Here is a 20,568-nt window from a genome sequence, read left to right on the forward strand (position 1 = left end):
AAGAGGGCGGCGGGGGCGCCGTGTCAGGACAAACGACGGGAACCGATCTTCTTGCCGATCCAATCGAAAACCCGCGCCTTTCCGGCCCTTGCGCTTGCTCTGGTGGTGGGGGCGGCCGGGATTGCCCCGTGCGCCCTTGCCGATCCGGCGCCGTTCGAGCTGACCGGGCCGGATCTTGCGATCGAGGTCACGCGCGGCGACAGGACACTGCCGATCGCCAAGGTGCCCAGCCTTGCGGCGGGCGACCGGGTGGTCGTCCGCGGCGCCTTCTCGGAGGACCAGGGCGCCAGGTTCGTGCTGGTCTCCGCCTTCCTGCGCGGCGCCACGAACCCGCCGCCGAAGGACTGGCTGGATACGGCGGAAACGTGGAAATCCAAGGATAAGGACAAGGCGCTCACCCTGACGGTGCCCAAGGGCGCACGCCAGCTGGTACTGCTGCTCGTACCCGACACCGGCGGCGCGGAAGGCGTGCTGGTCGACGCGGTGCGCGGCAAGCCCGGCGAGTTCGTGCGCGCCAGCCAGGACCTCAACCAGGCCTCGCTGGACCATTCGCGCCTCGTCGCCTTCATGGCCGCGATCCGGGCGCAGGGCGATGCCGGGCCGGAATACCTGCGCACCGTCGCGCCGGTGCTGGCGCGCAGCCTCTCGATCAAGCTGCAGGAAGATTGCCTGACCAAAGTGATCGACCAGCAGGCCTCGTGCCTCGTGCAGAACCGCGAGGCGCTGGTGCTCAGCGACGTCCATTCCAGCTCGATCGCCGACACGCTGACGGGCACGCCGACCGATCTTGCGCTGCAATTGAGCGCCACGCGCGAGGGCGGGGCCGGCTATTACAGCGCCTATATCGGCGTGGCGCGGGACATTGCGCGCATATTCGGGGCTTTCAGCAACCCCTCGTTCAACTACCTGCCGACGCTAACCGTGCGCAAAGACGACGCTATGTCGCTGCTATTGAACGCGGCGCCCTCGTTCCAGAAGCCCAAGTCGGTGATGGTCGCGGCGCTGCCGGCGGTGGAGGCGGACATCCCGCCGCAGCTGCGCAGCACGGCCAAGGCGCCGATCTGCATGGCACAGCCCGGTACGGTGCTGCCGGTGGAAGGCGCGCCGCTGGTGTTCTCGACCCAGTTCGCTCACGCGGTGCAGGCGCGGCTCACCTCCTCCTCGGGACAGGTGCTGGAAGTCGCCGCCATGCCGCGCGCCGACAAGGGCGGCTACGTCCTCGGCGCCGAGACCCTGCCCGCCGCGTTCACCGGTACGGTGCGCGCACACCTGCACGGCCAGTGGGGATTCGCACCGTTCGACGGCCCGGACTTCACGCTGCAACGCCCGGACGGCGGCGGGTGGAAAGCGGCGGAGGGCGCCGACAGGCTCGTCGTGGGGCGCGACAACGAGGTCCTGCTCGAAGGCTCCGCCCCGGCCTGCGTCGAGGACGTGACCCTGCGTCAGGGCGGCGCCGCCACGCCGCTCAAGTGGACCGTGCGCGAGGGAGGCCGCATCGCCGTCACCGTACCGCTGGAGCGCGCGCGGCCGGGCGAGATGCGTCTCGAGGTGCGCTACCAGGGCGTCAAGGACCCCGCCGCCGTGACGCTGACGGCGCGGGCCGAGGCGAGCCGGCTCGACGGGCTGGAACTCCACGCCGGGGATACGCAGGGCGTGCTGGCGGGGCAGCGCCTCGACCAGGTGCGCGCGGTCATGGTCGGCGATGTCGAGTTCCGGCCGGACGGTCTCACCCGCGAAGGCGCGGCGGACCGGCTGCGGCTGGTCGCGCAGGGGACCGGCCGCGCGCCTGCCGAAGGCGCCCCGGCCGAGGCCACGGTCAAGCTGGAGGACGGGCGCAGCCTGCCGCTCCAGGCGCGCATCGCCCCGCCGCGCCCGCAGGTTTCGCTGCTCAACCGCACCGTCAACCCGGCGCCTGTCGCCAAGGGTGCAAGGACGCTGGATCTCGGCGCAGCCGGCGACCTCCTGCCCGATACGGGCGAGATGGTGTTCTCGGTGAAAGCGGGCCCCGGCACCCGCTTCGCCGCGACCGATGTGCTCGAGATCGCGCCCGCCGAGGGCGACGCGGTGGCAAAGCTGAGCGCGGGCAAGGGCCTGACGTTGGAGAGCGCGCAGGTTCTCGTGGCCCGGCTCAAAGGCGCGGATATTCCGCCCGGAACCTTCGGACCCCTGCGCTTCCGGCTGGTCCACGGCGACACGGCGGGCGACTGGGAACCGCTCGCCACGCTCGCCCGGCTGCCCGGCATCGAAGCAGTGGCCTGCGCCGAGGCGGAGTGCACGGTGACCGCGCGGAGCCTGTTTCTCGTCGAGACGGTGGGCGCCGATGCCGGCTTCGCCAAGGCGACGACGGTGCCTCCGGGCTATACCGGCGGCGCATTGACGGTGCCCAAGCCCGCCGATGGTTTGCTTCACCTGCGTTTGCGCGATGCGCCCAAGGCCTCGGTGACGCTGCCGTTGGGGTAAACTCACACACCGCTGATAGCTGTCGTCGCCGCCCTTCACCGGCTTCCCGAACACCTTGCGCTGCTGCCGTGAACGCCGTTCTCGTTGATCCGCCTGCATAATTACCCTTGGCCCGCGGAACCTTGGCCGAGCTCGGTACTTACACGAGGCGCAAGCCCGATTATTGCCGGAGTGTAAAGATGGATCGCCCCCTCACGGACCGCAGAGCGCGTCCGCTATCGCCGTTGGTCCTGGGCGCGGTGATCGCGGTCATAGGCGTGGTGCTGGCGATAGGCGGGGCATGGCTCGCGCTGCTGGGCGGCTCGGCTTATTACGTGCTGGCGGGGCTGGCGATGGTCGTCTCCGGCGCGCTGCTGTTTCGCCGCCGCATCCTCGGCGGCTGGATCTACATCGCCGTCTTCGTCCTGACCGTGCTCTGGGCGCTGGCCGAGGTCGGTGCGAACAACTGGGCGCTGGTGCCGCGCGTGTTCGCGCCGCTGGTGCTGCTGGTGGCGGTGCTGCTGGTCATGCCGACGCTGTCCGTCCATCCCCACCGCTGGAGGCTGGGCCTCGGCGCGAGCGGCGCGGCGGTGGCGCTGACCGCCGTGGCGGCGCTGGTCTTCGCGCAGATGGCAGAGACGAAGCCCGCCTTCGACCTGCCCGCGCTGGGCGCCGAGATGGGCGATCCCTCGCTCGCCGCCGCCGGTGACGACTGGCCCGCCTACGGCGGCAGCGAGAGCGCGCGGCGCTTCTCGCCGCTTGGCCAGATCACGCCCGAGAACGTCAAGAACCTGAAGCGCGCCTGGCTGATCCACACCGGCGACATGCCCTCCACCCCCAAGATCGCCAAGACCTACGGCGGCGAGAACACGCCGCTCAAGGTCGGTGACATGCTTTATGTCTGCACGCCCAAGAACATCGTGCTGGCCCTCGATCCGGCGACCGGCAAGCAGCGCTGGAAGTTCGACCCCAAGGTCTCGGACGAGGCGATCCCCTATACCGCCGCCTGCCGCGGGGTGAGCTACTATGCCGTGCCGAACGCACCGGCCGACCAGCCCTGTGCCACGCGCCTGATCTACGGTACGCTCGACGCGCGCCTGTTCGCGCTCGATGCCCGTACCGGGCAGCGCTGCACCAGCTTCGGCGCCAACGGCGAGGTCGATACCAAGATCGGCATGGGCAACACGCCCGCCGGCTACGTCTCGATCAACTCGCCGCCGACCATCGTCAAGGGCGTGGTCGTGACCGGACACCAGGTCCTCGACGGACAGGACCGCTGGGCGCCTTCGGGCGTGATCCGGGGCTATGACGCCGTCACCGGCAAGCTGCGCTGGGCCTGGGACATGATGCACCCGGACTGGAACGGCTACCCGCCGACCGGCCAGACCTGGGCGCGCGGAACCCCCAACATGTGGACCATCGCCAGCGGCGACGAGCAGCTTGGCCTCGTCTACTTGCCGATGGGCAATGCGGCGGCGGACTACTTCTCGGGCCTGCGCCGTCCGCAGGAGAAGGAATTCGCCACCTCGCTCGTCGCGCTCGACGTGACCACCGGCAAGCCGCGCTGGAAGTTCCAGGCCGTGCGCAACGACGTGTGGGACTACGACTTCGGCGCGCAGGCCAGCCTCGTCGACTATCGCGGCACCCCGGCGCTGGTGCTGCCCTCGAAGCAGGGCGACATCTACGTGCTCGACCGCAGGACCGGCCGTCCGCTGACCCCGGTGGGCGAGATCAAGGCGCCCGGCGGCGGCGTCGAGCCGGAGCAGCGGGCGAAGACCCAGCGCGTGTCGCTGTGGCATACGCTGCGCAAGCCCGCGCTGACCGAACGTGAAATGTGGGGCATGTCGCCGATCGACCAGATGGTCTGCCGCATCCAGTTCCGGAAGGCGAGCTACAAGGGCTTCTTCACCCCGCCCGAGAGCGACCGTCGCTCGATCGAGTACCCCGGCTACAACGGCGGCACCGACTGGGGCGGCGTTGCGATCGACCCGCGCCGCGGGGTGATCGTCGCCAACTACAACGACATGCCCAACTACGTTCGCCTCGTCCCCCGCGCCGAGGCCAACAAGAAGGGCTGGGCTCCGCGCGACCAGGCCCGCGGCAATATCGGCGGCGCCGAGGGCGCGGGCGATCCGCAGGCGCACACCCCCTACGCCATCGACGTCAACGCCGGCTGGCGCCTGCCCTTCACCGGCATGCTGTGCAAGCAGCCTCCCTACGGCGGCATCCGCGCCATCGACATGGCGAGCGGCAAGACCATCTGGGACCGCCCGCTGGGCTCTGCGCGGACGAACGGACCCTTCGGCATCCCCTCGATGCTGCCGTTCGAGATCGGCACGCCCAACAATGGCGGTTCGGTGGTGACGGCGGGCGGCGTGATCTTCGTCGCCGCCACGACCGACAACCTGATCCGCGCCATCGACCTCAAGACCGGCAAGACGCTGTGGAGCGACGTGCTCCCGGCGGGCGGGCAGGCGACGCCGATGGTCTATGCGGTGAACGGGAAGCAGTACCTGGTGATCGCACCGGGCGGGCATCACTTCATGGAAACGCCGATCGGCGACGAGGTGATCGCCTACGCTCTGCCCGGCTGACGGGTTCCGGAAAAACGGAAAGACGGGGGGCTTTGCATCCGCAAGGCCCCCTTTTTCGTTCGCGCTAGGAAGGCGTCCGGCGCTGAGTTCGCCACAGGCCGGCGTCAGCCTCCCAGCGCCACCAGTCGATCCGGCGTCAGCACATCCACGGTAGGGCACCCCAGCTGCGCCATCGCCGCTTCCAGTTCGGTGCGCAGCAGGTGGATCATGTGGGCCACCCCCGGCATCCCGGCGACGGCCAGCGCATGCAGCTGCGGCCGCCCGACCAACACCGCCGCCGCGCCGAGCGCCAGAGCCTTGACCACGTCGGTGCCCTGTCGCACCCCGCCGTCGAGCAGCAGCGGTACGCGCCCCTGCGTCGCTTCGGCCACCGACTGGATCAGCTCGAGCGCGCTGGGCAGGCCATCGAGCACGCGGCCGCCGTGGTTGGAGACGATCAGGCCGTCGGCGCCCTCGTCCACCGTGCGGCGGGCGTCCTCGCCCAGCACCAGCCCTTTGACGAGGATCGGCAGCGTGGTGACGCTGCGCAGCCACGCGAGGTCGGCCCACTTGGGCGCGGCGTCGGTGAGGGGAGTGCCGAGCAGGATGCGCCCGCCCGGGACCGAGGTCTGGCGCGGGCGCGGCATGCCGGCGAGGTTCACCGCGTCCACGCCGGGCGGCAGCGTCATGCCTGCGGGTTTGAGCGCGGCATCGATGGTCAGCACGATCGCCTCGTAGCCCGCCGCCTCGGCGCGGCGGACGAGTTGGAGGGAATGCTCGCGCTCGCCCTGGAGGTAGAGCTGGAACCACAGCGGCGCGGCCCGCCCGCCCAGTTCGCGGGCGAGGGACCGCGCGGCGGCGGCGATGTCCTCGATGCGCATGCTGGCGAGAGTGCTGACGACCATCCCGGTATCGAGCGCGGTGGCGGCGCGCACCGCCGCCAGTTCGCCCTCGGGGTGGGCGAGGCGCTGGTAGGCCAGCGGCGCCAGCAGGATCGGAGAGGCATGGCTGCGGCCGAGCAGCTCGATCCGGGTGCTGCCGCCCAGATCCGCCATGGCGCGTGGCAGCAGGCCGATGCGGTCGAACGCGGCGCAGTTCTCGCGTAGGGTGACTTCGCGGCCGGCGCCTTCCTGGATGTGGCGCCAGGTTTCGGGCGAGAGGTGGCGTTCGGCCCGGCTTTCGTAGTCGGCGAGGCTGCGCAGGTCCGCCGGGATGGCGTCAAGCGGCGGCAGGGGCGCGCTCATGTCGCCGACCACTGGCGCAGGAGGTTGTGGTAGACCTGCGTCAGCGTGTCGACCGAGGCATGTTCGGGATGGTCGGTGGCGACTGCCTGGATGGCGCCGTCCAGCTCGAACATCAGCCGCCGCTTTTCGGGCGAGGCGACGAAGCTCTGGGTCCAGAAGAACGAGGCGAAGCGCACACCGCTGGTGACGGGCATGACCCGGTGCAGGCTGGAGCCGGGGTAGACGATCAGCGAGCCCGCTGGCAGCTTGATCGAATGGGCGCCGAACATGTCCTCGATCACCAGCTCGCCGCCCTCGTATTCCTCGGGATCGCTGAGGAACAGGGTGCTGGAGACGTCGGAGCGCAAATGCTCGCCGGTGCCGGGGACCGGGAAGATCGCGTTGTCGACATGGTTACCGTAGTGGCCCTGGCCGTCATAGCGACTGAAGCGCGGTTGCAGCACTTTGGCGGGGAGGGCGGCGGCGATGAACAGCGGCGCCCTGCCCAGCCGGTCGAGCACGCGGTGGGCCAGCTGCTTCGCCAGCGGGTGGTCGAGCGGGAGCTGCTCGTTGTCCTTCACGCGGGCGGCGCGGTGACCGGCGGTGGCGCGGCCGTCCGCCCAGTCGGCGGCTTCGAGCGCGGCGCGCATCTCGCGCACTTCGGACGGGCTGAAAAGCTCGGGAATTTCGATGACCATGCGGTCTCTCTCGCCCAATATCCGGGCGGTGACAATGGTTCGCAATAAACAAGGACCCGGCAGGTGAGCGCCTGCCGGGTCCTGCTGGCATTACATCTTCGCGGTGACGGTCAGGACCGCCGAGCGGGCGTCGCCCGGGGTGGCCCAGCCGTTGTTGCGGATGCGCGTGAAGTACAGCTTGTCGCCGATGTTCTTGACGTTGAGCTGCGCCGAGAGGTTGGGCGAGAACTCATACGCCAGGTAGCCCTGGTGGATGAGGAAGTCGTCCGACCTGGTCGCGGCCGCCGTCGGCGTCGCGGCCGAAAGCAGGAAGCTGCCCTGGTAGGTGAAGCCGTAGCCGATCGACAGGCCGAAGGGCAGGCGATAGGTGGTGAACAGGCTGCCCGAGTGCTTGGGCGTCTGCGGCAGGTACTGATCGGCGCCCGGGTTCGGATTGGCGGGCGTGTTGGTGCAGCTGCCGGTGCCGGGGTTGGCGAGGCACTTGTCCGAGACCGACTGGAGCAGCTTGGCCTTGAGGTACGTGTAGTTGGCCGTGATCGTCCAGGCCGGGGTGATCGTGCCGGACGCGCCCAGCGCGATGCCGTCCACGCGCGACTTGCCGTCGAGCTGCTGGTTGGGAACCGTCGGGTCACCCGAGACGACCGCGTACTTGTCACGCTCGTTGCGGAACGCCGCGGCGGTGAGCAGCAGGCCGCCATCGAACAGCTCGCCCTTCACGCCGACTTCGTAGTTCTTGGCCGATTCCGGGTTGATGTTGCAGGTCGTGTTGACGACGCCCGGGGTGTCGGCCGTGCACGAACCGTTGACCGAGTTCTTCGACGGCGTGCGCGAGTTGCCGTAGGCGGCGTAGATGCTGACCGCCTCGACCGGCTTGTAGTTCAGGCCCACGCGGTAGGAGAACAGTGTGTCCGCGTTCCTGGCCTTGATCCCCGGCGTGACCTGGCCCTGCGTCAGGGTCGATGTGGTGGTCGCCGCGATGCTGTCGGTGCGCGAGGTGCCGCTGTTGCGCTCGAGGCGAGCGCCGGCGCTCAGCTCGAACTTGCCCAGCTTCATCGTGTCGAACAGGTAGCCGGCGACATTGGTCTGCTCGCCGATGGTGTGGCCGGTGCGGATGAAGTTGACCGCGCCGGTGTAGACGTTGCTGCCGTAGTTGAAGCCCGCAGGTCCCGGGACGATCTCGTTCGGATTGTCGATGTTGATCAGCGGATAGGCGGAGTAGAACGCGGTGCCGTTGGCGTTGCGCAGCACGTTCCCGTTGTAGAGGTCGTACTTTTCCCAGGTCGCGGCGACGCCGATGTCGATCGTATGCTCGATGGCGCCGGTGTTGACGACGGCCTTGAGGTCGAGCTGGTCGAACATCAGCTGGTTGCGGGTGTCGCGGGTGGTGCCGCGCGGGCCTGACGGCAGGTAGTAGCCGGCGGGCACGGTGGCCGGGCACGCGGCCCCGGTCGGCGTCACGCCGCTGGCGAGGCAGTACGTGCCCTGCGGCGGGTTGACCTGCGTCAGCTGGCGCGAATCCTGCCAGCGGGCGAGGTTGCGGACCGATACGGTGTCGCTGAAGTCATGCTCGAAGATCGCGGTGAGCGCATCGACGTTGATCTTCTGCTTGTCGACGTTGCGATAGCCGAAGTAGTCGCTGCGATCGACGCCGGCGACGCGGCCACCGGCGTAGTACGGCACGCCGTACTGCGGGATGTTGTCGTCTTCCTGGTGGTTGTACTGCAGCGTCAGCTGGGTCGGGCTGTCGATGCCCAAGGTGATCGAGGGCGCGACGCCCCAGCGCTTGTAGTCCTCGACATCGCGGCCGGGCACGTCGTTGCGGTGCCACATCGCGTTCAGGCGGACCGCGATGAGGTCGTTGACGCGCTTGTTGAGGTCGACGGTGGCGCGGTAGTAGTTGTCGGTGCCCACGCCGCCGGTGGCGAGGAAGGCGTCGTCGGCCTTGGGGCGCTTGGTGACGATGTTGATGTTGCCGCCTGTCGAACCGGCGCCCGAGATCACCGAGTTCGCGCCGTTCGTGACTTCGACCTGCTCGAGGTTGAACGAGTCGGTGCGGGTGATCTGCGCGCTGTCGCGCACGCCGTCGATGGTGATGTCGTTGCTGGCGCTGTAGCCGCGGAAGGTGATATTGTCGCCCGGGCCGGTGCCGCCTTCGCCGGCGCCGAAAGTGATGCCCGGCACGGTGGAGAGCACGTCGCGCAGGGTCAGCAGGTTCTGCTGCTCGATCACGGCGCCCGAGATGACGGTGATGGTCTGCGGCGTGTCGAGCACGGGGCGGGTGCGCTTGGGCGATTCCAGCTTGCGGCCGGGCTGTTCGGTGATCGCGGTGTCGGAGACGGTGACGCCACCGAGGCTGCGTTCGCTGCTATCGGCCTGCTGGGCGTGGGCCATGGGCGCAAAGGCCGGCGCGATGCAGGACAGTGCCAGGAACGTGCGGCGGGCGGCCGACTTGGATGGCTTGAGTGACATGTTTTCCCCCTGATGTGGTCGCATTCAACGAGGGGGCTGATATTGAGAGTCACTCTCATTATCAAGCCATGAAATCGAATTTGTTTTAGTCGCTATTCACTTGTGACGGAGACGGCACCGTGCGCGGCATTCAGGAGGGGGCGGGACCAGCGGTTTCGGCGGGCTCTATCATCGCCGCCAGCGCCGGGCTGATCCATTCTTGGATCGCGCCCCGGCTGCGCGTGAGCATGCGCACCGCCAGCTTTTCCCGGGACGCCAGCGCCTGTGCGGCGATCGGATCGTGGACGCCGAGCGCGGTGGCCCAGGCGTCCGCCAGCATGGCCGAAGCATGGATCACGCTGACCGAGGCGGCGTGGCCTACCGCAATGCCGCGGCGCGGGTCGATCGTGTGCCGCCCGCGCACGTAGTCGCCCGAGGTGGCGATGGCAAGTTGGTGCAGCGCGATGCGCAGGGGCGCGATGCCGGCGGCGGGGGGTTCCAGCTCGACCCACCAGGGATCGCCGTCGGGTTTCAGGCCGAGCCCGGCCAGTTCGCCGCCGATCTCGACAAGCGCATGGTGGCACTCACGCTGGCGCAGCAGCGCGGCGAGGGCGTCGACCGCGAAGCCCTTGGCGATGCCGGAAAGGTCGAGGTGCAGGCCGCCGGGCTGCCTGAGGCGGTGCGCTGCCCGGTCGTGCGCGAGGCGATGGATGCCCGAGACCGCCAGCGCGGCGCCGATCTCCGCGGGTCCGGGCGGCCGATCGACCTTGACCGGGCCGTGCCCCCAGATGTTTACGAGCGCGCCAACGGCCGGATCGAAGGCGCCGGCGGACCGCTCCGCCACGTCGAGCGCGGCGTCCATCACTCGCGCGAAATCTGCCGGCAGGGCGAGCCAGGTGCCGCCCGGCGCACGGTTGAAGCGCCCGAGCAGGGAATCCGCGCGCCAGTGGCTCATCTGGGCGAGGATCGTCTCCAGCCGCGCTTCGATGGCCGCCATGGTGGCGGCACGGTCGAAGCCCGGGGGAGCGGCAAGCCTGATCCGCCAGGTCGTGCCCATCGTCTCTCCGTCCAGCACCGCGATCGGCGCATCCTGCCGCCAGCTGGCGAAGCAGGACGGGTCGATCGCGAGCGGAACGGCGAAACGCATGGGGTGATGCCGTCAGCCGTGTGCGCGGATCAGGGCGCGACGACTTCGAGCGTGCTGGTGAACGACATGCGGCGGCTGGTCGCACGCTTGTCGCTCGGCTTGGCGTCCTCGGCGCTGGCGCTGAGCCAGTACATGCCCGCGACCGGCCACTTGACGTGCAGCACGCCGTCGGCGCCGGTGGTCAGTTCCTGGGCGTCCTCAGCCTCGCGGTACTTCTTGCCGCCGGGGATGATCGTGACCTTGACGCCGGCCGCCGGCTTGCCGTCGATGAGGAAGCGGAAGCTGGCCTCCTCGTCCGAGACGAGCGCGTCGGGGTGGGTGATCGGGTCGAACTCGAGGCCCTTGCCGGCCGGGGTCAGCACGCCCTTGGACGGCGCGTCCGAGCTGACGTAGACGGCGTAGGTCGACAGCGATTCGCTGAGCTTCACGTCGGTGGCGTTGGCAGGAATGTCGGCGACGGTGGCGACCATGCGCATCGGCTGGCCACCGGGACCACCCGGGGCGCCCATCGGCGCGCCAGCGGGAGGAGCGCCGGCTCCGGGAGCACCGCCGGGGCCGCCCGGCGCGCCGGGAGCGCCGGCAGGACGACCGCGTCCACCCACGCGCCACTGCTCGCCGTCGACCTTGAAGGTGCCGCCGATCGAGGAGCGCTGCATGCCGATCTTCCAGGTGCCCGGCTTGTTGATGGCGACGTCGAAAGTGCCGCGGTACTTGCCCTTGGAGGGGTTCTCGATCTTGGCTTCGGTACCGTCGGGCGCCCATACGCTGACCTGCGCGGGGTCCATGGGCTGGTGATCGGGGTAGAACAGGTCGTTCGACACGGCGGCGTCGACGGTGACGTATTCGCTGGTGCCCGCCAGCGTCGTGGTCGACGGCAGCAGCCACATGCGGTGGGCGAGGGCGGGCGTGGCGAGCGCCGACGATGCGGCGGCGGCGATCAGGATGGTGCGGAAACGCATGGAAATTCCCCTGTTATCAATGACGGATGGTCGGGCTTGTGCCCGGATCAGCGGATGGTGATGGTGCCCAGTTCGGTCTTGCCCGAAGCCGATCCGCCCTTGGCCGGGACCGAGAACGGCACCGAGACCAGTTCGCGTCCACCCGTCTCGCGCGCGGCCTCGACCTTGAGGACGTACTGGCCGGCGGGCAGGTTGGCGGGGATCGGCACGGTGTAGCTGCCGGGCGCGCGGGTGGCGCCGCTGAGGCCGTCGGCGGGCATCTTCATCGTGTTGCCGCCCTTGCGCCACCAGCTGCGCAGGTCCGCGAGCCACTTGGTGCCGGGCTCGCGGCCGGCCTTCTTGACGTCGTACCACACGAAGATGGTGCGCGCCGCGCCGCCGGCGACGGGCTCGATCCAGCCGGCGACGTAGGGCTTGTGGTATTCGGCCACCTTCACCTGCGGGATGGTGACGGTCACCGACGCCGCGAGGGCCGGGGTGGCAATAACGCCGGCGGCCAGCAGCGGCAGCGCGGGCAGGATCTTCGATCGGGTCATCACGGGCTTTCTACGTCAGTGGATGAAAAGGAGCGCCAGCAGCAGCGGCGCGACGAGGCTGAGGATTACCAGCGGCCAGGTCATCGGCCGGTGCCGCGCGTGGAGCTGGAGCAGGAGCAGGCCGGTCAGCGTGAACAGCACGCAGGCGACGGCGAACAGGTCGATGAACCAGAACCAGGCGTCGCCGGTGTTGCGGCCCTTGTGCAGGTCGTTGAGGTAGGAGATCCAGCCGCGATCGGTCACTTCGGCGGCGACGGCGCCGCTCGCGCGGTCGATGCTGACCCAGGCGTCGCGCCCGGGGCCGGGCATGGCGATGTAGACTTCCTCGTCGGCCGACCAGTCGGCGGCGCGGCCCGACGGGTCGAGCGGGACCACGGCGGCCACGGCTTTCGCAACCTCGGCGGGCAGCGGGTCGGTGGCGTCGCCGGGCGCGTGGAGCCGGGCGAGCAGGGCGGCGGGCAGCTGGCCCGCGCTCCTGGTCACCACCGGCTCGGCGCCGATCGAGGCGGCGTGGTTGAGCGTGATGCCGGTCACCGAGAACAGGAACATCGCCGCCAGCGAAATCGCCGCGCTCACCCAGTGCCAGGTGTGCAGCTGCTTGAGCCAGAAGGCGCGGACCTTCTTGTTCTTCTTCTTTTTCGGCGCGGCCGGGCGGGGCGGCCGGGGTCTAGCCGCAGGCTCGCCGGCCGGATTGCCCGTCACCCGTTGGTCATCGGGGCGTTCTTCCAGGGCATCGGCAGCTTCCAACGGGTCGTATCCTTCGTCGATCCTGAGAGGGAGGGCACATTAGCGCGGTTCGGAACCGAGAGCCCTCTGGACGAGCCGGTGCTTAGTGTATATGCAAATCACTCGCAATAGTGGTTGGCAGGAGATTACAATTGGCGACACTCGCGGTTACCACACTGAATGAGTTCGCCCGTAATCCGGCTGCAGCTCTGGCTCAGGACCCGTCGTTCGACGCGGGAGGGGCGGGCGCTCCCGAAAGTCGCGAATCGGCCGGGGCCGGCATCGTTTCCCATGAGCGCGGGGTCTACCAGCCCTCGAAGAACGCCCGGCCGATGGCGCTGCTGGGCTCTGCCGGCGCGATCCTGGGGATCATCGCGGCGATGGCGACGCTCAACATCGTCGCCATGCACAAGGAACGCGCGCGCCTGACCACGGTCGACATCCGCGAGCTCGACGTGACTCCGCCGCCGCCGCCCGAGCAGACCAGGCTCGACACGCCCGAGGCTGCGGAGACCCAGACGGTCGCGCCCAAGCCGATGATCGAACTGCCCTCGCAGGGGCCGGTCCAGGTCATGGTCGACGCGCCGCCGCCGCCCGCCCCGCCGACGATGACGAGCGAAGGCACCAAGACCGCCGCGGCCCCCGCCGCCGTGCCCGCCGCCTCCACGACCCTCGAAGGCGGCGACCTGTCGAGCAAGGTGCTCTTCGCCAAGCCTCCGACCTACCCGACCGAGGCGCGCCGCGCGCATGAGCAGGGCACGGTCAAGCTGCTGGTGCTAGTGGGCACCGACGGCAAGGTTTCGGACATCAAGGTGGCTGGCAGCAGCGGCAGCGACCGGCTCGACCGCGCCGCGCTGCAGGCGGTGAAGCGCTGGCGCTGGCAGCCGACGATGAGCGGCGGCACCGCAATGGCGGTGCGCGGCTACGTGACGATCCCGTTCGTGCTGGTCACTTCCGCCTGAGGACGGCGCTGACCGCGCCGACCGACTGAAGCATCGGCTCCGTCATCCCGCGAGCGGGCGCCGCGCCTAGACGCGGTCCTGCAAGGCGGACTGCAGCACCCGGATCGCCTGCTCCAGCTGCGCCGAGCTGTAGGGCTTGTCGAGCAACACGGTAGGCCGGTGCCCGGACGCGGCGTCGTAGCCGCCGCTGGCGATGGCGTGAGGGATGGCGCGGGCCGAGACTTCGGCGATGATCGGGTCCGCCTTCTCGCCGCCGAGGTTGAGGTCGATCACGGCGACATCGTAGGCCTCGTTCCGGGCGGCGTCGAGCGCCGCGGACAGCGTGGCGTATGGACCCACGACGGTGCAGCCGAGATCGTCGAGCATCTCTTCGAGCAGCATCGAGACGAGGAATTCGTCCTCGGCGACGAGCACCCGCAGCCCATTGAAGTTGGAGATTTGCTCAGACATCGTCAGGCCCTTGAAGATGCGTGCTCGCATCGAAGTGTGTCTGGGAACTATTGGCAGCGGTCCGGCCCATCGGCAAGAGCTTCAATTGCCGATGATCTCGCGAATTCGCCCGGCGAGGACGTCCATCGCGAAGGGTTTGGTGATCATCGCCATGCCGGGTTCGAGAAAGCCCGAGGCCATCGCGGCGTTTTCGGCATAGCCGGTCATGAACAGCACTTTCAGGTCGGGGCGGGTGGCGCGGCCGCCATCGGCGACCTGGCGGCCGTTGAGCCCGGGCAGTCCGATGTCGGTGACGAGCAGGTCGATCCGCCGCCCGGACTGCAGGATCGCAAGCCCCGAGGGACCGTCCGCAGCCTCGATCGCGGTATAGCCCAGCTCGTCCAGCACTTCGAGGATGAGCCCGCGCACGACCGGTTCGTCCTCTACAACCAGCACCACTTCGCCGTCCTGCGCCGAGGGCGGGGCATCGCGCCGCGCGGCCTCGTCAGGCTGGCCTTCGGCGCCGTGGTGGCGGGGGAGGTAGAGCTTGATCGTGGTACCCTTGCCCTCTTCGGAATAGATGCGCGCATAGCCTTCGGACTGGCGCGCGAAACCGTAGATCATCGACAGGCCGAGCCCGGTGCCCTGGCCGATTGGCTTGGTGGTGAAGAACGGCTCGAAGGCGCGGGCGGCGGTTTCGCGGCTCATGCCCACGCCCGTGTCGGTGATGGCGATGCACACGTACTGGCCGGCCTTCACGTCGCGCTGGAGTGAGACGTAGTGGCCGTCGAGGTGGGCGTTGCAGGTCTCGATCGTCAGCTTGCCGCCCGTGGGCATGGCGTCGCGCGCGTTGATGACGAGGTTGAGGATCGCGCTTTCGAGCTGGTTGGGGTCGCAGCGGGTCTGCCACAGTCCCCCCGCCAGCACGAATTCCAGCTGGATGTGTTCGCCCAGCGTGCGGCGCAGCATGTCCTCCATCGAGGCGATCAGCGGGTTGGTGCGGACCGGCCGGGGGTCGAGCGGCTGGCGGCGCGAGAAGGCGAGCAGGCGGTGGGTCAGCGCCGCCGCGCGCTCGGCCGAAGTGCGCGCGCCGGTCAGCCAGCGGTCGAGGTCCTGGGTCCGGCCCTGCGCCAGCCGGTTGTGCATGACGTCGAGGCTGCCGGTGATGCCCTGCAGCAGGTTGTTGAAATCGTGGGCGATGCCGCCGGTCAGCTGGCCGACCGCCTCCATCTTCTGCGACTGGCGCAGCGCGTCCTCGACCGCGCGCTGGTCGGTGATGTCGCGCCCCACGGCGTGGATGCGGCGCTCGTCGGGGACGGCAGTCCAGGCGATCAGCCGGTAGTCGCCGTCCTTGGTGCGGTAGCGGTTTTCGAAAGCGATCGTGCGCACCCCGGCAGACAGCTTGGCGACTTCGGTGGCGGTTGCCTCGCGGTCGTCGGGGTGGACGAAGGCGGCGATGCGGCGGCCGAGCATTTCGCCCTCGTGCCAGCCGAGCAGGCGCTCGGCCGAGGGGTTCACGGCGGTGATGAGGCCGGAAAAGTCACACACCAGCATGAGGTCGCGGCTGATCGTCCAGAGCCGGTCGCGGTCCTGCACGTAAGCCGCCTCGGCCTGCTTCTGCGCCTCGATCTCGGTATTGGTGCCCACCCAGGCGGTGATGTGCCCGCGCGCGTCGGCCAGCGGAAGCGCGCGCGAGAGGTGCCAGCGGTAGGTCCCCTCGGCGTCGCGCAGGCGGTATTCGGTGTCGAAGACCTCGCCGCTGGAGAGCGAGGCGGCCCAGCGTTCGAGCACGGCGGCGCGGTCGTCGGGGTGGAGCAGGTGCGCCCAGCCGGCGCCGTCGAGGCTGCCGCGCGGCGCGCCCGAATAGGCGTAGACGCGGTCGTTGAACCAGTCGAGCTGGCCGTCGGCGCGCGCCGTCCAGACCTGCGTGGGCATGTTCTGCGCCAGCGCGCTGAACTGCGCCTCGCTGGTTTCGAGGGCGAGCTGGGTGCGGCGGCGCTCGGTCACGTCCTGGACCACGCCGACCATGCGCACCGGGCGGCCCGCCTCGTCGAGTTCGAAGTCGGCCTTGCGCGCGACGATGCGCTCCTCGCCGGTGTCGGCGCGGCGGATGCGGTACTCGACGTCGAGCGGGGTCGCCGCGTCGTGCCGCCTGGTGCTGTTGGAGATCATCGCGCGGTCTTCGGGGACGACGATGGCCTCGAATATCTCGGGCGATACCGGCCCGCGCTGCTCGACCCCGAAGATGCGGCAGAATTCGTCGGTGCCGCTGATCATGTTGGCGACGATATCGACTGAGAACAGCCCGACCCCGCCCGCCACCTGCGCGCGGCGCAGCTGGTCCTCGCTGAGGCGCAGGGCGGTCTGGGCCTCGTGCTCGTGGGTGCGGTCGCGCATCAGCTTGACGAACCCGATGGCGGTTCCCGCGGCATTGCACAACGGGGTCATCTCGCTGAGGCCCCAGAACCGCTCGCCCGACTTGCGCAGGTGCCAGCGGGCATCGTGGGCACGGCCGGTCTCGATCGCCTCGCGGCGCTTGGCGGCGGGGCGGCCGGCGGCGCGGTCCTCGGGCGTGAAGAACACCGCCATCGGCTGGCCCAGCATCTCCTGTTCGGTCCAGCCGAGCATCGCCGCCGCGCCGCTGTTCCAGAGCGTGACGTGCCCGCCCAGATCGGTGGCGACGATGCCGTAGTCGATCGCGCCGTCGAGGATCTGGCGGTTGTACTCCTCGCGCTCGCGCAGCAGGCCTTCGACGCCGACGCGCTGGACGTGGGCCCACGAGCGCTCGGTCACCTCGCGGATGACGGCGAGTTCGTAGTCGTTCCAGGCATGCGGCCTGGCGTCGTGGATCGCCATCAGGGCGGTGAGCCTGCCCTGCTTGACAAGCGGCATGCAGATCGTCGCGGCGACGCCGATGTCCTGGAAGGTCCGCGCTTCTTCCGGGGCCAGCTCGGCCGCGTTGTCCCTGACGATCAGCGGCCGTCCGGCGTTGAGTTCCCGCACCGCCAGCGTTCCGAAGTCGGCGAGGCTGTAGTGTCCGACGATCGAGGGGGAGCCGGGCGCGTGCCAGTTGCCGCGGATGGTGAAGCCGTCGCCGTCGTCATCCATGTCGGCATAGGCGCAGTTGGTAAGGCCGAGGTGCTCGGCGGTGAGGCGGGTGGTGATCGCCAGGATCTGGTCCGCGCTCCGGCAGTCGGCGACCGCGCGGCCGAGGTCGTCGAGGAAGCGCAGCCGGGTCTCGCTCTCGCGCAGGGTGTCGGCGGCAAGCCGCGCCTCGGTCGTCTCGACAACCACGGCGATGACCCCGGCTGGCTTGCCGTCGTCGCCGGGGACGGGTGAGTAGTCGAGGTTCATCCACACGCGCTCGGGTCGGCCGTCGCGGTGGAGCGTGAGCATGTGATCGCGGTAGCTGAGCGTTTTGCCGGCAAGGCCGACGCGCATGACATTGTCGTTGAACTCGGCGATCTCGTCCCAGCCGTCGCGGACGTTCGAGCCGAGCAGGCGGCTGTCGCGCCCGCCCGCGAATTTCGAATAGGCGTCGTTGTACAGCATGACGCCTTCCTCGCCCCAGAGCAGCACCAGCGGCACCGGGGAGGGCAGCATCATGCCGACGGTGTGGCGCAGGCTGACGGGCCATTGCCCGATCGCGCCGATCGGCGTCGAGGCCCAGTCGTATTCGGCGATGCGCAGCGCGAGTTCGCCAGCGAGTCCCATGAACCCGTCGCCGCTCTCCTCCGTGCGCGTCATTGCCCCTTCGCATCCCTTCGCGCCCGGCCGGCGCAAGTCCCGCGCGCCGATGGTTCACGCGAGAACACATCGCGCGCCGAGCGGTTCCCGGTCAATAGCGTATCGCCGCTATTCGCCGGCCATGTCCGGCGCGGGGAGGCGGTCAGCCGAGGGCGACGCGCGGAAGGAACGCGATGTCGTCCGGGATGGAAGGCGCGGCGGCCCTCAGGCTGGCGCGGTTGCGGCCCTTGCTCTTGGCGTCGTAGAGGCTGCGGTCGGCGCGCAGGTGCGCGTCGTTGAGGTCGCCGGGGCCGGAGCGCAGCGCGGCGCAGCCGATGCTCAGCGTCCCGGTATTGTCCGGCCCCATGCGGTGGGCGAAGCCCAGGCACAGGCCATCCGCGAAATCGAGCGCGCTCGCTTCGTCGAAGCGCGGCAGGACGATGGCGAACTCGTCGCCGCCGAACCGGCCGATGATCGCCGCCGCCGGGCTGCGCAGCTTCAGGTATTCGGCAAGGGCGACGAGCAGGCGGTCGCCCTCCTGGTGTCCGAAGCGATCGTTGACGGCCTTGAAGTGGTCGACGTCGATCAGCAGCAGGGCACCGCAGTCATCCGGTCGGTCGCCCGAGAACAGGCCCTCCAGGCGCTTCTCGAATCCCCGGCGGTTGAGCAGGCCGGTCAGCGGGTCGCTTTCGGCGAGGCGGGTGACGCGGTCCTCACGGCGGCGGCGCAGCGCGCCCGCGATCGACATGGCGAGCGCGACGGCGACGAGCACGCCCTCGAACAGCGATGCCGCGATCATCGTCCCGGCATAGCTGGAGAGGTTGACGAAGGCGCCCGGCACGAAGGCACAAAGCGTCTTCAGGGTGTAGAAGCTGCCGTGGAACAGGAATGTGCACGCCAGCATCCGGGTTTCCGACCCGCCCGACCGGAACGCGCGCGGCAGCACGTTCGCCGCCTTGAGCGAGAGCACGGCCACGAAGCCGGCGTTGAGCATCGACATGATCTGGTCGCGCCCGCCGCCTCCGGCATCGATCCCGGCGTACCCCATCAGCGCGCAGCACAGCAGCGGCGTGAGGAACCAGGCAGGCGAGATCCTGCGGCCGGCAAACGAGGCGGCGCCATGGAGAAACGCCAGATGCGCGAGCGGCACCATCGAGTTGGAAATCCACACGCCGACGAGGAACGAGCCCTCCTGGCGCAGCGGGGCCAGCGACGAACCGACGACGATGGACAGGAAGCCCAGCGCGAAACTCAGCAGGAAGCGCTCGCCTAGCGAGCGCCACTCGATGAAAAGAAAAGCTGCGGCAACGAATGCGATCGCGTTCGTCATCAACAGCATGGTTTGCGCGTCGATCGCCATGAAATCCCGAAACCTCGCCAAGCGATGCGGTTCTCTACCGTATTATCCTAAACAAAACGTGCACCTTGATTGCAGCGGCCGTGGTCGGGAAAACGGCACCTGCGACGGACGCCGCTTTTGGCGCGGCGGACAGTGGATCGCTTCGCGGCCGGGGGCCGTTTCACAGGCATCGTGTCGAATGGGAAGGGCGGCAATGACCCATGTCCGCTCGGCATGCCGATAGAGCCAGAACCAAGGAGAGCATCCATGAATCGACGTGACCCCAATGCCGGCAGCCGCCAGGCCGGTGGCTATCGCAGCGACGACAGCTCGTGGGAGTCGCCCCGTCAGGCCAATCAGTGGCAGGGAGACGTCAACCGCCAGGCCGGAGCAGGCTGGGACACCGACTCGAACGAGCGGACCGACTACTTCAGCCAGGACCGTGAACGCGAAGGCCGCTACATCGGCGACCTGCACGGCCAGGACGAAAGCGCCCGGCTGCGTCAGGACGATGCCGCGCGCGAACGCAGCTACCGTGGGCGCGGCCGCAGCGGCTATGGCCAGCGCGGCTATGACGAACCGGTCTACGGCGACAGCGGTTACGGCCGCGGCGGCTCGGTCGAGCGCGGCTACCGCTTTTCCGGCTCGTCTGCCTCGCGGGGCGCCGAATATCCGGCGCGCTCGTTCGACGCCAGCGGCGGCAGCGACTTCGGCAGCTTCACCAGCGAAGACTACGGCGGCCGCGACTTCTCCGCGCGGGAAAGCGCCGGCCTGAGCGGCGGGCTGCACCCCAGCAACTCCTACCGCCCGAGCTACGGCCCCGGCAGCTGGTCGCGCGGCCGCGACAGGGACGACGACAGGAGCTGGCGCGAATATGGCGAGCGGCGCGGCTTCCTGCAGCGCGCCGGAGACGAAGTCGCCAGCTGGTTCGGTGACGACGATGCCGCCCGCCGCCGCGAGGCCGACCACCGCGGGCGAGGTCCCTCGGACTACACCCGCTCGGACGAGCGCATCCGCGAGGATGTCAACGATGCGCTGACCCACGACTGGCGCGTCGATGCCAGCCATGTCCGGGTCCAGGTCAAGGACGGTGAAGTCACGCTCGAAGGCACGGTGGACAGCCGGCAGGACAAGCGCCGGGCCGAGGACATCGCCGACGACGTCAGCGGCGTCCGCCACGTCCAGAACAACCTGCGCCTCAACAGCACGGCCAGCGATCGAACCACGGGCCGCTCGGGCCTGACGGCGGGCACCGGCACGCCCGGATACGCGCATACCCAGACTTTGGCGACGGCGCCCAAGGACACCACGGGCTCCTGATTTCAGGTGCCGGCCGGGCGGACCTCACGGGTTGCGCCAGGCG

General features: G+C 69.5%; 14 protein-coding genes. 4 read left to right on the forward strand and 10 right to left on the reverse strand.

What is annotated here, in order from left to right:
- Nucleotides 1–51 precede the first annotated feature (51 nt).
- Together AC07M9_RS15335 and AC07M9_RS15340 are read left to right on the forward strand one after the other, a co-directional pair.
- Nucleotides 52–2,460, forward strand: a complete 2,409-nt coding sequence (locus AC07M9_RS15335; RefSeq protein ID WP_494884777.1) for a hypothetical protein — start codon at nucleotides 52–54, stop codon at nucleotides 2,458–2,460.
- A gap of 179 nt (nucleotides 2,461–2,639) precedes the next feature.
- Entirely contained in the window at nucleotides 2,640–5,033 is a 2,394-nt protein-coding gene (locus AC07M9_RS15340; protein ID WP_494884778.1) for a membrane-bound PQQ-dependent dehydrogenase, glucose/quinate/shikimate family, read from the forward strand.
- 104 nt (nucleotides 5,034–5,137) lie between these two features.
- On the opposite strand, the gene AC07M9_RS15345 is transcribed toward AC07M9_RS15340, so the two are convergent.
- The 7 genes from AC07M9_RS15345 to AC07M9_RS15375 form a co-directional block, all read right to left on the reverse strand.
- Nucleotides 5,138–6,256 carry an alpha-hydroxy acid oxidase gene (locus tag AC07M9_RS15345; protein WP_494884780.1) on the reverse strand — a complete coding sequence of 373 codons (1,119 nt, stop codon included), beginning with the start codon at nucleotides 6,254–6,256 and terminating at the stop codon, nucleotides 5,138–5,140.
- Nucleotides 6,253–6,933 carry a Fe2+-dependent dioxygenase gene (locus AC07M9_RS15350; protein ID WP_494884782.1) on the reverse strand — a complete coding sequence of 227 codons (681 nt, stop codon included), beginning with the start codon at nucleotides 6,931–6,933 and terminating at the stop codon, nucleotides 6,253–6,255. The genes AC07M9_RS15345 and AC07M9_RS15350 overlap by 4 nt, the downstream gene beginning before the upstream one ends.
- Nucleotides 6,934–7,023: 90 nt before the next feature.
- Nucleotides 7,024–9,402 (reverse strand): TonB-dependent receptor, encoded by a 2,379-nt coding sequence (locus tag AC07M9_RS15355; RefSeq protein WP_494884784.1) that lies wholly within the window; start codon nucleotides 9,400–9,402, stop codon nucleotides 7,024–7,026.
- 130 nt (nucleotides 9,403–9,532) lie between these two features.
- Nucleotides 9,533–10,528 (reverse strand): FAD:protein FMN transferase, encoded by a 996-nt coding sequence (locus AC07M9_RS15360; RefSeq protein WP_494884786.1) that lies wholly within the window; start codon nucleotides 10,526–10,528, stop codon nucleotides 9,533–9,535.
- Between the two features lie 29 nt (nucleotides 10,529–10,557).
- Nucleotides 10,558–11,487, reverse strand: coding sequence for a DUF4198 domain-containing protein (locus tag AC07M9_RS15365; protein WP_494884787.1), 930 nt, complete (start codon nucleotides 11,485–11,487; stop codon nucleotides 10,558–10,560).
- Nucleotides 11,488–11,534: 47 nt separating this feature from the next.
- Nucleotides 11,535–12,023 (reverse strand): DUF2271 domain-containing protein, encoded by a 489-nt coding sequence (locus AC07M9_RS15370; RefSeq protein WP_494884789.1) that lies wholly within the window; start codon nucleotides 12,021–12,023, stop codon nucleotides 11,535–11,537.
- Nucleotides 12,024–12,038: 15 nt separating this feature from the next.
- The gene (locus AC07M9_RS15375) at nucleotides 12,039–12,725 is read right to left on the reverse strand and encodes a PepSY-associated TM helix domain-containing protein (RefSeq protein ID WP_494885049.1); all 687 of its coding nucleotides are present in this window, start codon (nucleotides 12,723–12,725) and stop codon (nucleotides 12,039–12,041) included.
- Nucleotides 12,726–12,901: 176 nt separating this feature from the next.
- Here AC07M9_RS15375 and AC07M9_RS15380 point away from each other — a divergent pair, with 176 nt between their 5' ends.
- Nucleotides 12,902–13,711, forward strand: a complete 810-nt coding sequence (locus AC07M9_RS15380; protein ID WP_494884791.1) for an energy transducer TonB — start codon at nucleotides 12,902–12,904, stop codon at nucleotides 13,709–13,711.
- 66 nt (nucleotides 13,712–13,777) lie between these two features.
- On the opposite strand, the gene AC07M9_RS15385 is transcribed toward AC07M9_RS15380, so the two are convergent.
- The 3 genes from AC07M9_RS15385 to AC07M9_RS15395 form a co-directional block, all read right to left on the reverse strand.
- Nucleotides 13,778–14,161 carry a response regulator gene (locus AC07M9_RS15385; RefSeq protein ID WP_494884792.1) on the reverse strand — a complete coding sequence of 128 codons (384 nt, stop codon included), beginning with the start codon at nucleotides 14,159–14,161 and terminating at the stop codon, nucleotides 13,778–13,780.
- An 81-nt stretch (nucleotides 14,162–14,242) separates the two neighbouring features.
- The gene (locus AC07M9_RS15390; RefSeq protein WP_494884794.1) at nucleotides 14,243–17,887 is read right to left on the reverse strand and encodes a PAS domain S-box protein; all 3,645 of its coding nucleotides are present in this window, start codon (nucleotides 17,885–17,887) and stop codon (nucleotides 14,243–14,245) included.
- Between the two features lie 142 nt (nucleotides 17,888–18,029).
- On the reverse strand, nucleotides 18,030–19,247 hold the full coding sequence (locus AC07M9_RS15395) for a GGDEF domain-containing protein (RefSeq protein WP_494884795.1): 1,218 nt from the start codon (nucleotides 19,245–19,247) through the stop codon (nucleotides 18,030–18,032).
- A gap of 225 nt (nucleotides 19,248–19,472) precedes the next feature.
- Between AC07M9_RS15395 and AC07M9_RS15400 the strand changes: the two genes are divergently transcribed.
- Nucleotides 19,473–20,525, forward strand: coding sequence for a BON domain-containing protein (locus AC07M9_RS15400; RefSeq protein ID WP_494884796.1), 1,053 nt, complete (start codon nucleotides 19,473–19,475; stop codon nucleotides 20,523–20,525).
- The last annotated feature ends 43 nt before the right edge of the window (nucleotides 20,526–20,568 follow it).

Source organism: Novosphingobium sp. GW821-FHT09E05, assembly GCF_059416165.1.